At 58.1% G+C, this 11,774-nt stretch carries 10 protein-coding genes; 5 read left to right on the top strand and 5 right to left on the bottom strand.

Annotated elements, in window-relative coordinates; genetic code table 11:
• Positions 1–2,223: dermonecrotic toxin domain-containing protein (locus AC1DRJ_RS12065; RefSeq protein ID WP_477802345.1), on the bottom strand; the 2,223-nt coding region annotated here is incomplete at its 3' end.
• 297 nt (positions 2,224–2,520) lie between these two features.
• Here AC1DRJ_RS12065 and AC1DRJ_RS12060 point away from each other — a divergent pair.
• The 4 genes from AC1DRJ_RS12060 (at position 2,521) to AC1DRJ_RS12045 (ending at position 7,824) form a co-directional block, all read left to right on the top strand.
• Positions 2,521–4,293 carry an N-acetylglutaminylglutamine amidotransferase gene (locus tag AC1DRJ_RS12060; protein ID WP_477802344.1) on the top strand — a complete coding sequence of 591 codons (1,773 nt, stop codon included), beginning with the start codon at positions 2,521–2,523 and terminating at the stop codon, positions 4,291–4,293.
• Between the two features lie 3 nt (positions 4,294–4,296).
• Positions 4,297–6,042: an N-acetylglutaminylglutamine synthetase gene (gene ngg, locus AC1DRJ_RS12055; RefSeq protein ID WP_477802343.1), complete on the top strand. Its 1,746-nt coding sequence runs from the start codon at positions 4,297–4,299 to the stop codon at positions 6,040–6,042.
• Positions 6,043–6,184: 142 nt separating this feature from the next.
• Positions 6,185–7,375, top strand: coding sequence for an osmoprotectant NAGGN system M42 family peptidase (locus AC1DRJ_RS12050; protein ID WP_477802342.1), 1,191 nt, complete (start codon positions 6,185–6,187; stop codon positions 7,373–7,375).
• A 221-nt stretch (positions 7,376–7,596) separates the two neighbouring features.
• The gene (locus AC1DRJ_RS12045; protein ID WP_007945785.1) at positions 7,597–7,824 is read left to right on the top strand and encodes a YheU family protein; all 228 of its coding nucleotides are present in this window, start codon (positions 7,597–7,599) and stop codon (positions 7,822–7,824) included.
• Between the two features lie 5 nt (positions 7,825–7,829).
• Here AC1DRJ_RS12045 and csrA read toward each other — a convergent pair whose 3' ends face one another.
• The 3 genes from csrA to AC1DRJ_RS12030 all read right to left on the bottom strand — a co-directional run bounded on the left by csrA (position 7,830) and on the right by AC1DRJ_RS12030 (position 9,381).
• On the bottom strand, positions 7,830–8,015 hold the full coding sequence (gene csrA / locus AC1DRJ_RS12040) for a carbon storage regulator CsrA (protein ID WP_477802341.1): 186 nt from the start codon (positions 8,013–8,015) through the stop codon (positions 7,830–7,832).
• A gap of 153 nt (positions 8,016–8,168) precedes the next feature.
• Positions 8,169–8,501, bottom strand: a complete 333-nt coding sequence (locus tag AC1DRJ_RS12035; protein ID WP_477802340.1) for a YnfA family protein — start codon at positions 8,499–8,501, stop codon at positions 8,169–8,171.
• 64 nt (positions 8,502–8,565) lie between these two features.
• Positions 8,566–9,381, bottom strand: a complete 816-nt coding sequence (locus AC1DRJ_RS12030) for an SDR family oxidoreductase (RefSeq protein ID WP_452625451.1) — start codon at positions 9,379–9,381, stop codon at positions 8,566–8,568.
• A 280-nt stretch (positions 9,382–9,661) separates the two neighbouring features.
• Between AC1DRJ_RS12030 and AC1DRJ_RS12025 the strand changes: the two genes are divergently transcribed.
• Positions 9,662–9,820 carry a DUF3309 family protein gene (locus tag AC1DRJ_RS12025; protein ID WP_477802346.1) on the top strand — a complete coding sequence of 53 codons (159 nt, stop codon included), beginning with the start codon at positions 9,662–9,664 and terminating at the stop codon, positions 9,818–9,820.
• A 71-nt stretch (positions 9,821–9,891) separates the two neighbouring features.
• Here AC1DRJ_RS12025 and AC1DRJ_RS12020 read toward each other — a convergent pair.
• Positions 9,892–11,774, bottom strand: a 1,883-nt coding sequence (locus AC1DRJ_RS12020) for an LTA synthase family protein (RefSeq protein WP_477802339.1), incomplete at its 5' end; no start/stop codon positions are given.

Below are 11,774 nucleotides of genomic sequence, written 5' to 3'. Positions count from 1 at the left end.
CAGCAACGCCTCGACTTCACGCTGATACAACCCGGCCACCACCGTATCCAGCAACTCGCCCTTGGCCAACTGCGTCTCTGTCACTTCGACACTCAGTTCTTCGTCCGCGACCAATGTCGTGGACGGGTACATCGCGGTGATCTTGTGCTCGTCGTCGAGAACTTCGATGTAACGGTCTGCGGGCCAGCCCGGCAGGGACGGCAAAGTATGTAGTTGCTCTTGGGCATACTCGGCCCCTCGCGCATAGCCTTTCTCCATGTCCGCAATAAAATTGGTCAGCCTTTGTTCGATGCGAAAACGCTCGATGCTGTCCTTGAACCGGGGCGGCAACCCTTTGTTTTCCTCAGCCAGCTTATTCAACAGGCTGACGGAGGTATCGGTGAGTTTGCGCAGGGCTTCAACCCTTCCCTCATCCATCGCGGCCAGACGTGGATTGATGCGCTTCAAAGCGTAGAGGCCACTGGTCCATGATTCAGGTTGTTCATGTGCAAAGCGCCACCCTCCCTCGCCGTTGTGTTCGACGATGGGAGAAAACGCATCAGGGCGACCGGGATGCCTGACTCGCCACACGGCAAGCGTCATATCGAATTCAACTGCATAGTTGGCATCTTCGATTTTGATGAATCGCTGCGTATCTACTAGATAGATGCCCTTGCCATCGGCGATCACATCCGTCGCCAACGACCGTCTGTACGGCGCTGCATCCAACAACCAGAGCCTGGGTTTATCCGCCGCATTGCTGATCGAGGTGAACCGGCTGAAAAAATCCGGATGCTGAGCAACAGTCCTCTTGAACAGCGAACCGATGGCTTTGGTCCCCGCCGCAAATGCCGCCATCATGGCAATGTTTTCTGCAACATTGAGCAGGTGGGCCATCGCGTCCGCTCTATCATCGTGGCGCCAATCTTCAATGCCGTCGTAGACCTCGCCCAACAATTGCCCAACGGCAACCCCCAGCATCAACTGCCCCAGTACTGGAACAAACAGCCCGGCGATATTGGCGATCAGCAGACCTGCTTCTTCGTATCCCTCCAGACGTTTCTGACGTTCTTCGGCGTCGACTTTTGCCGTTGGCACAGCCAGCACCTGCGCATCACTCTGCATCTTCGTGACATGGCTCTGGTACAGGAAACTGAACAGCGTCGCGAGAAGGGGCGGGACTTGAATGCTCAAGGCTTTCTTTTGGGTGAGCGATGTGTAGAAGTCGGCTTTGTTGTTTTCATCAACGTAACCGGCAAAAAAGTCCGCGTAGCTGCTTACCTTCAGCTGTTGAGTCAAGTAGTGCTCGAACAGGGCGAAGGTGCTGTATTCGTATAAAGGCCGGTTTGGCTCGTTCGGCATGTACACCACGCATCCGTCGATCGGATGATCCTTTAGCGAGCGCTTTGAAAAGATAACCACGCCCCAGATACAGGTGCCGAACAATTCCAGCCCTTGCATATGGACCGTGGCACTCGCGTAGTGGATGGGCGTCACGCCCACGGCGCTACCCGTGCCGCTGTTCAACTCCAGACTTTGCAACATCTGAAAAGCCGAATCGCCAATGTGGCCTTTCATCAGTGCCGAATGAGCATCAGCCTTCAGAGCACTCATTTTGAGTTGGCGGATGTCCGCACTGACCGTCGCAGGCTTGAAGGTTGTTTCGAAATGAGTTCGGTAGCGCTTCCCCAGGTCAAGATCGCGGCACACTTTGGCAAATGCCGAGGGCGTCAACCTGGGTAAACCGCTCGGCGTTGAAACCACACGCACAATTCCGCCCGGAGGAAAGCCGTCGTCAGCCGTTTCGTCCACGGTGAAGTTGTGCATCGCAGCCTGTAACAAGCTGCGCTTGGCGATCACTTTTTGTTTGGCAACATCATCAGTCGCGGTCGACCCAGGGCAACCACAGTCGAAGCCCGGCAGTTCAACGCCGTCTTTTTCAACGTCGAATTCAACGTTGAATTGCGTCTTTAGCGCCTCGGTCAGTTCAACGCGACAGAACTCATACAGCGGCTTGAGCGCATCAAGCGTCGGCTGAACTTTGAGCTGAGTGGCTTGAAGCTCACGCATAGCGTTGGCAAACGCAGTAATCCGTTCCGGCGATGCGGCGGTCAACCACGCGGGCAAAGTCTTTTGCAGGGTTTCGGCATTTTCCAGATCGCCAGTCATGTCGATCAATGCCGATAGCCGGTCTGTATCCGTAAATGGCTGGGTAGCCGGGGTGACGGGGTCCTTGTCTGACATTCGCAATGTTCCTTATTGCAAGCAGAAGAAGCCCATAAAGTAGCGTGTTCAACGCACCATGAATAACTCGAAAACCTCGGCTATACAGTCGCTTACGCAGCAGCATTTTCGATACGTGGCAGCAATATGTACCGCACGCGCTCTCCTTTTTTCGGCTACGGACACCCAGCTCTGCGCGAGGACTTATTACTTATCGATCTAAAACTCCCACCGCCCCACCGGGTCAGTTTCTGAGTACCCACCGTCTTGGTCGGGTACCGATTGACCCTCCCCAACGGAAAAACCGGTAAGGACTTTATGTGCGGATTAGCTGGCGAGTTACGCTTTGATCATCAACCTGCGGACCTCGCGGCCGTTGAACGAATCACCCATCACCTGGCCCCTCGCGGCCCGGATGCCTGGGGTTTTCATGCTCAAGGACCGATTGCCCTGGGCCATCGGCGCCTGAAAATCATGGACCTGTCGGACGGCTCGGCGCAGCCGATGATCGACAATCAATTGGGCTTGTCCCTGGCCTTCAACGGCGCGATCTACAACTTCCCGGAACTGCGCGCCGAACTCGAAAGCCTCGGCTATGCGTTCTATTCCGGCGGTGACACCGAGGTGCTGCTCAAGGGTTATCACGCCTGGGGTGAAGCTTTGCTGCCCAAGCTCAACGGCATGTATGCGTTCGCTATTTGGGAACGTGACGCCAAGCGCTTGTTCATCGCCCGCGACCGCCTCGGCGTGAAGCCGCTGTACCTGTCGCGCACCGCCCAGCGACTGCGCTTTGCCTCGGCGTTGCCGGCGCTGCTCAAGGGGGGCGACATCAATCCGATGCTCGACCCTGTGGCACTCAATCATTACCTGAACTTCCACGCCGTGGTCCCGGCGCCACGCACCTTGTTGGCCGGCATTGAAAAACTGCCGCCGGCCACCTGGATGCGCATCGAGGCCGATGGCAGCACCACGCAGAAAACCTGGTGGACCTTGCCCTACGGCCCACACGCCGACGAAATGAACCTGACCCTCGAAGACTGGAGTGACCGTGTGCTCGACAGCACCCGCGATGCGGTGGCGATTCGCCAACGTGCGGCGGTCGATGTCGGCGTATTGCTCTCCGGCGGGGTCGATTCGAGCCTGCTGGTCGGGCTGTTGCGGGAAGTCGGCGTGGAAAACCTGTCGACCTTCTCCATCGGTTTTCAGGATGCAGGCGGCGAGCGTGGTGACGAATTTCAGTATTCGGACTTGATCGCCAAACACTACGGCACCCAGCATCATCAATTGCGCATCGACGAAAAAGAGATCATCGAGCAGCTGCCGGCAGCGTTCCGCGCCATGAGCGAGCCGATGGTCAGCCATGACTGCATCGCCTTCTATCTGCTGTCCCGCGAAGTGGCCAAACATTGCAAAGTGGTCCAGAGCGGCCAAGGCGCGGATGAGTTATTTGCCGGTTATCACTGGTACCCGCAGGTCGACGGCGCAAGCGATCCCTACACGGCTTACCGTGATGCATTTTTTGATCGCACCTACGACGATTACGCCGCGACCGTACAGCCGAAATGGCTGACAGCGAATGACGCTGCCGGTGACTTCGTGAAGGAACATTTCGCACAGCCCGGCGCCGACGCGGCGGTGGACAAGGCCCTGCGTCTGGACAGTACGGTGATGCTGGTGGATGACCCGGTCAAACGCGTCGACAACATGACCATGGCCTGGGGGCTGGAAGCGCGCACGCCGTTTCTCGATTATCGGCTGGTGGAATTGTCGGCCCGCGTGCCGGGTAAATTCAAACTGCCTGACGGCGGTAAACAGGTCCTCAAGGAAGCGGCGCGACGGGTGATTCCGAGTGAAGTCATCGACCGTAAGAAAGGTTACTTCCCGGTGCCCGGCCTCAAGCATTTACAAGGCGATACGTTGAACTGGGTGCGCGACTTGCTGCTCGATCCCGGTCAGGATCGCGGCCTGTTCAACCCGGCCATGCTCGACCGTCTGCTGACGGATCCGCAAGGTCAATTGACCCCGCTGCGCGGCTCCAAGCTGTGGCAGTTGGCGGCCCTGAACCTGTGGCTCAGCGAACAAGGAATCTGACCGATGAAACCTCATGCCACGGCTTACAGCCAACGTTTGTTGCGCGGCCAGACGCCTTCCTATGAACGTTTGCAGGCGCGACTGGCCGAAGACGGCAGCGAAATGAGTGCCGAGCCGATTGCCGTGCATTGCGGCTGGGGCCGGTTGCTGATCGGGCACACTTTCCCTGATCCGGCCAGCCTCGCCCAAGAGTTGCTCAATGAGCAGCCGGGCGAGCGCGACATTGCGTTGTACGTTGCCGCGCCCCAGCAAATTCTGGGTCTGGAACCGGCGCAATTGTTTCTCGATCCGTCCGACACCTTGCGTTTGTGGTTCAGCGATTACCGTCAGGCCACTCGCGTGTTTCGTGGCTTTCGCATTCGCCGGGCACAAAGCGATGAGGACTGGCAGGCGATCAATCAGCTGTATCAGTTGCGGGGCATGCTGGCGATCGATGCGAGTCTGCTGACCCCGCGTCACCTGGGCGGCCCGGTGTATTGGCTCGCCGAGGATGAGGACAGCGGCGCGGTCATCGGCAGTGTCATGGGCCTCGATCACCATAAGGCGTTCAACGATCCGGAAAACGGTAGCAGCCTGTGGTGCCTGGCGGTCGACCCGCATTGTTCGCGGCCGGGTGTGGGCGAAGTGTTGGTGCGCCACTTGATCGAGCATTTCATGAGCCGTGGGCTGAGCTACCTTGACCTGTCGGTTCTGCACGACAACCGGCAGGCGAAAAACCTTTACGCCAAGCTCGGTTTTCGCAACCTCTCAACCTTCGCCATCAAGCGCAAGAACGGCATTAATCAGCCGCTGTTTTTGGGGCCTGGGCCGGAGGCTGAGTTCAATCCGTATGCGCGGATCATCGTCGAGGAAGCCCATCGACGCGGCATTGATGTGCATGTGGATGATGTCGATGCCGGCCTGTTCACCCTCAGCCATGGTGGACGACGGGTGCGCTGCCGCGAATCGTTGAGCGACCTGACCAGCGCGATCAGTATGACGTTGTGTCAGGACAAAAGCCTGACCAACAAAGTACTCAAAGGCGCAGGGTTGAACCTGCCTTCGCAACAACTTGCCGGCAATGCCGATGACAATCTCGCGTTTCTCGATGAGCACGAGCGTGTAGTGGTCAAACCGCTGGATGGCGAACAAGGGCAAGGCGTTGCCGTGGATTTGCGGACGATCGAAGAGGTGCAGCAAGCCATCGAAGCTGCCCGTGCGTTCGACAGTCGAGTACTGCTGGAAAGCTTTCACGAAGGCCTCGACCTGCGGATTGTGGTGATCGGGTTTGAAGTAGTAGCGGCGGCGATTCGCCGGCCGGCGGAGGTAGTTGGCGACGGCCAGCATTCCATCGGCGCGCTGATCGAAGCTCAGAGCCGGCGTCGACAGGCGGCGACCAGCGGAGAGAGCAAAATCCCGCTGGACCATGAGACCCAGCGCACGTTGAATGCGGCGGGTTATGACTACAGCAGCATTCTCCCAGCGGGTGAGCATTTGTTCGTACGGCGTACGGCGAATCTTCATACGGGCGGGGTACTGGAGGATGTCACGGCGATTCTGCATCCGACCCTTGTCGATGCTGCGGTGCGTGCGGCACGGGCGCTGGATATCCCGATGGTCGGGCTCGACTTGATGGTGCCGGCAGCCGATCAGCCGGAGTACGTGTTTATTGAAGCCAATGAGCGCGCCGGATTGGCCAATCATGAGCCGCAGCCGACGGCTGAGCGGTTTGTGGATCTTTTGTTTCCGCATAGTCAGCCGGCGGCCTAGTTCCCTTCTTGATCGTTCCCACGCTCTGCGTGGGAATGCCTCACCGGACGCTCCGCGTCCGCCCTTGGGACGCAGAGCGTCCCCGGCTGCATTCCCACGCAGAGCATGGGAACGATCAGCTCTTCATTCATCAGGAGTTTCCATGACCAGCAAGTTTCCCGAACCGGATCTCAACTACCTGCAAAAAGTCCTGCTGGAAATGCTCGCCATTCCCAGCCCGACCGGGTTCACCGACACCATCGTGCGGTATGTCGCCGAACGCCTTGAAGAGCTGGGCATCCCGTTCGAAATGACCCGTCGCGGGACCATCCGCGCGACCCTTAAAGGCAAGAAGAACAGCCCCGATCGCGCCGTTTCCGCTCACTTGGATACCATCGGTGCGGCAGTTCGCGCCATAAAAGATAACGGACGTCTGACGCTGGCGCCGGTCGGTTGCTGGTCCAGCCGTTTTGCCGAAGGCAGCCGAGTCAGCCTGTTCACCGACAACGGCGTGATTCGCGGCAGTGTGTTGCCGCTGATGGCTTCCGGGCACGCCTTCAACACCGCCGTGGACGAAATGCCAATCAGCTGGGATCACATCGAACTGCGCCTGGATGCCTATTGCGCCACCCGCGCGGACTGCGACTCGCTGGGGATAAGCGTCGGCGATTTCGTGGCCTTCGATCCCTTGCCAGAATTCACTGAAAGCGGCCACATCAGCGCCCGGCATCTGGACGACAAGGCCGGCGTTGCTGCATTGCTCGCGGCGATGAAAGCCATCGTCGATAGTGGCGAAGAGTTGATGATCGACTGCCATCCGCTGTTCACCATCACCGAGGAAACCGGTAGTGGCGCAGCGGCAGCCTTACCGTGGGACGTCAGCGAATTCGTCGGCATCGACATTGCGCCCGTAGCGCCCGGTCAGCATTCCAGTGAACACGCGGTCAGTGTGGCGATGCAGGATTCCGGCGGGCCTTATGACTATCACTTGTCGCGACATTTGCTGCGCCTGGCCAGCGACAACGAATTGCCGGTGCGTCGCGACCTGTTCCGTTACTACTTCAGCGATGCGCACTCGGCGGTGACTGCCGGGCACGACATTCGCACCGCCCTGCTCGCCTTTGGTTGCGATGCGACGCACGGGTATGAGCGTACGCATATCGACAGCCTTGCGGCATTGAGCCGTTTGCTGGGCGCTTACATTCTGAGTCCACCGGTGTTTGCCAGCGATGCGCAACCGGCGAAGGGGTCGCTGGACCGGTTCAGTCATCAGATTGAACATGACACGCAGATGGAAAGTGATACGCGGGTGCCGTCGGTGGATAGCCTTGTCGGGCAGCGCTCTGAAAATTGAGTTCGAGCCCAAGTATCTTCGGTGCCTGACTCATCGCCTTCGCGAGCAAGCCCGCACACATTCGACCACATTCCTTCTGGAGGAACTCGGTCGAATGTCGGAGCGGCGGTGCGACGATTCGACTTGCTCGCGAAGGCGGCCGCTCAGGCAACACATCAGGCCAAGCTAGCCGCCACCGATCATTCGCCGTAGCATCGCGCCATTGTTTAACCGAGGTGCCTATGCTGATTCCCTACGACCAACTTGAAGTCGATACCCTGACCCGCCTGATCGAAGACTTCGTGACCCGTGACGGTACAGACAATGGCGATGACACGCCGCTGGAAACCCGTGTTTTGCGGGTTCGCCAGGCATTGACCAAAGGCCAGGCGCTGATCGTTTTCGACCCGGAAAGCGAGCAGTGCCAATTAATGCTCAAGCACGATGTGCCCAAGCATCTGTTCGACTGAACGGTTCAGCGACCCTTGGTCTTGGCCAGTTTGAGCTGGATGCGCTCATAGACCTCGGCCCGATGCACATTGACGCTCAGCGGCGCCTCGACGCCAAAGCGCACAGTGTTGCCGCTGACGTTGAGCACACGCACTGAAATGTTGTCACCGATGGAAATCACCTCGCCCACAACGCGACTGAGTACAAGCATGGTATTGGTCCTTAAGGATTGCCGGCCCTTGAAGATGCCCGGCGTTTAGCGGGTCTTCAATGCGATGGCGGCAAATCAGTCCAGCCCTACAGGGCTGGACGATCACCTCTGACGGAAGCGTCCGACAAATCGATTGAATGCAGGACCGATCCTTCAGGACGCGGAGAAGCGCGGGCCAAACAAAATGACGCTGGCCCCGATCACGCACAGCGCCACACCAATCCAGTCCGAGCTCAATGGACGAATTCGTTCGACCACCGCCAGCCAGCCGATCGAGGCGATGATGTAGATCCCACCGTAGGCGGCATAGGCGCGCCCGGCATAAGTGGCTTCGACTCGGGTCAGCAGTAACGCGAACAAGGTCAGGCTGAGTAGCGCCGGCACAATCCACAAAACGCTTTTGCCTTGGCGCAACCACATCCAGAAAGCGAAACAGCCGGCTATTTCGAACAGCGCCGCGAGGAAAAACCACAGGTAATTGAGCATGCAGATGCCTCGTGAGGATGGCCAATGGCGGCCACCCTAACGACGCTGCCGGCTACGGGCAAGTTCAGCCAGCGTTTTGTTTGGCCTTGGCGCGCATTTTGTCGGCCATGACGGTCATTTCGTTGTAGAGCAATTGCGGGTTCTTCTGTTTGATTGCCCAGGCCATGCGGCCTTGTTCGTGAGGCAGGATCATGAACTCGCCGGCAGCTACCTGTTGGTAGATGTAGTCGGCAATGTCAGTGGCGGTGATTGGCGAACTTTCCAGCAATTTACCGACCTGCGCCTTCATCGCCGGGGTCGGACCACGGAAAGAGTCGAGCAGGTTGGTCTGGAAGAACGACGGGCATACCACATGCACGCTCACTTCCTGCTGCGCCAATTCGATCAACAGGCTTTCGGATAACGCCACCACGCCGGCCTTGGCCACGTTGTAGTTGCTCATGGCCGGGCCTTGCATCAGAGCGGCCATCGACGCGATGTTGATGATCTTGCCTTTGCTTTCTTCCAGCAGCGGCAGGAACGCCTTGCAGCCCTTGACCACCCCCATCAGGTTGATCGCGATCTGCCAGTCCCAGTCTTCCAGCGACAGTTCACTGAAGAAGCCGCCCGAAGCCACACCGGCGTTATTGACGATGATATCGATCCCGCCCAGCTTTTCTTCACAGGCCTGGGCGAATGCGGTCAGTTGGCTGTAGTCGCGTACATCGCAACGCTGAATAAAACCATCGCCACCGGCTTCGCGAACCAGTTTCAGGGTTTCCTGCAGGCCGGGTTCACTGACATCAGACAATGCCAGTTGCCAGCCTTCGCGCGCCCAGCGCAGCGCGATTTCGCGACCCAGGCCCGAGCCTGCGCCAGTGATCATCATGCGATTTTGCATAGCAAACAGCCTTGTGGTTCCGGGGAAGATGCGCGGAGTGTAGCGAAGGACATTGCCCGACCCACGCTCCATCAGATTGCTGAATGGCCCGAGCAAACTGTGGGCGTGTGTGACTTAACTAACGCTGCAACAAATGAAATAAGCCTGCTTTCGAAAAACATTAAAAAAACATGGAATTTTCCGACTCGCGCACCGGTCGGACTTTGTAAGCAGCTAGAAATTATTGCCTTCCAGCTGACAGTTAAAAGACAGGTCATTCCAGAACACTTTCAACAAGGAAATAGACATGGGCACAATTCTGATCGTTATTTTGATCCTCTTGCTGATCGGTGGTCTGCCGGTTTTCCCACACTCCAGAAGTTGGGGTTATGGCCCGTCGGGTATCATCGGTGTGGTGCTGGTGGTGCTGTTGGTTCTGCTGTTGCTTGGCAAGATTTAACGGACATAACGAGTTAACAGACAAAAAAAGAGGCCCTTGAAAAAGGGCCTCTTTTCTATTGCGCCGAAAACTTAGTCCGGCTTGCCATCAACTACACCAGCGGTGTTGTCCAGCAGGCTTTTGGTCGCCGTCTGCAGGAACGATTCGAGCTTGAGCTTCAGTTCCGCAGTACGTGGATCGTTAGGAACGACCTCGGAACGCGGATTGGCACCCAACTCGTAGCGGTACATCTTAGGCTGCATTTCCTTCTCTTTCGGCAGCACCAGAATCTGGTCAGCCGTGATAATGGCCGTGGTCTGTTCGCTGCCCGACGGTTTGATCACGCCAAAACCGGTGTCGCCTTCCGGCAAGTTGAGCAGGTCACGGCCCCAGCACTGATGGCGAACCTCGCCACCAATACGGCCCATGATGGTCGGCACGATGTCGATCTGAGTACCAACGGTGTGGTCACGCTGGCCGAACTTTTCCTGGATACCCGGCGCGATCATCAGCATCGGTACGTTGAAGCGACCCAGGTCCATTTCGGTGATTTGTTGCTCGTTACCAAAACCGTGGTCTCCCACGATGACAAACAGGGTTTCCTTGAAGTACGGCTCTTTACGCGCCTTCTCGAAGAACTGACCCAGTGCCCAGTCGGAGTAACGCATGGCGGTCAGGTGTTCGTTGAGGTTGCCGCGATCAGTCACGCGCTCGACCGGCAAAGGTGTCGGCAAGGCATAAGGCGTGTGATTGGACAGCGTTTGCAGCAGGGCATAGAAGGGCTTGCCGTTTTCCCGAGCCTTGAGCTCCACCAGGCCACGGTCAAACATGTCCTGGTCGGACACGCCCCAGGTCGGATCAGAGAACACGGGGTTCTTGTAATCGTTACGACCGATGAAGTTGGTCATGCCCTGGTTGCTGAAGAAGCCCGACTGGTTATCCCAGGCGAAGTCGCCGTTGTAGACGTATACATCTTCGAAGTCACGAGCACTGAGCAATTGCGGCAGGCCAGACAGTTTGTGGCTGCCTTCCGGGGTCTGCATCAGGTATTCGAAACCCGGCAGGTTCGGGAAGCAGGCCATGGTGGCGAACATGCCCTGGTGGGTATGGGTACCGTTGGAGAAGAAGCGATCGAACAACAGGCCTTCCTTCGACAGTTTGTCGAGGTACGGCGTGATGTTACCCGGTCCACCCAGCGCGCCGACCGAGTGACCGGCCATGCTTTCCATCAGGATCACGACTACGTTCTTGATCGGCAGGGTCTTGTCGGCCGGTGGCGTGTAATCACGACGCACGGCGGCTGTTTCGGCATCCACCAGTTTGTCGTCTTTCATTACCAGCAGGTCACGTACGGTCTGCTGGGCCAGGGGCTGCGGCAGAGTGGCTTTCCAGATGTTATCGCGATCTTCGGACATACGGTTTTTGGCCGCCTCGACCAGCGACAGCGTGCCGTTGAGGCCCAACTGGTTGGCGAAGATCGAGTCAGTGGTGTAGACGTCACCCCAACGCATCGGTGGGCCCTGACGAAGGGTGCCACGAGCAGCGACCACGCAGATCAGCAGGCAGACGACGAACACGCCGATGCGGGCATACCACGGGGCGATCTGTCGCGTGCTGATGCTGCCACCGCTGAACGGTCCGCGAGGACGAGTCGCACGATCGGCGCCCTTGAACGCCAGGGTCAGGATCAAAGTGCCAAAGGCCCACGCCAGCAGATAGCGAACCACCGGGAAACCGTACCAGAGCATGCTCATCACGGTTTTCGGGTCTTCTTTCACATACTGGAAGACCAGGCCGTTGAGGCGCTGGTGAAACTCGCGGTAGAAGTCCATCTCCATCAGGCCGAGGAACAGCGCGATGCTCGACGCCAGGGTCAGCCAGAAGCGGAAGAACCCGCGAGCAGCCATGGCCCGGACGCTGAACAGTGCCAGCAACAGCGGAATACAGAGGTAGACCACCAGACGCAGATCAAAAC

It is taken from the genome of Pseudomonas sp. P5_B2, from assembly GCF_056400445.1.
Note: the sequence above shows the minus strand (reverse complement) of the source record. Positions and strands in the feature narration are given on the sequence as shown.

Bases quoted from the DNA above. Each gene is read 5' to 3' on its own strand.
- AC1DRJ_RS12060 (WP_477802344.1), top strand. From the start codon at position 2,521: ATGTGCGGATTAGCTGGCGAGTTACGCTTTGATCATCAACCTGCGGAC.
- ngg (WP_477802343.1), top strand. From the start codon at position 4,297: ATGAAACCTCATGCCACGGCTTACAGCCAACGTTTGTTGCGCGGCCAG.
- AC1DRJ_RS12050 (WP_477802342.1), top strand. From the start codon at position 6,185: ATGACCAGCAAGTTTCCCGAACCGGATCTCAACTACCTGCAAAAAGTC.
- AC1DRJ_RS12045 (WP_007945785.1), top strand. From the start codon at position 7,597: ATGCTGATTCCCTACGACCAACTTGAAGTCGATACCCTGACCCGCCTG.
- csrA (WP_477802341.1), bottom strand. From the start codon at position 8,015: ATGCTTGTACTCAGTCGCGTTGTGGGCGAGGTGATTTCCATCGGTGAC.
- AC1DRJ_RS12035 (WP_477802340.1), bottom strand. From the start codon at position 8,501: ATGCTCAATTACCTGTGGTTTTTCCTCGCGGCGCTGTTCGAAATAGCC.
- AC1DRJ_RS12030 (WP_452625451.1), bottom strand. From the start codon at position 9,381: ATGCAAAATCGCATGATGATCACTGGCGCAGGCTCGGGCCTGGGTCGC.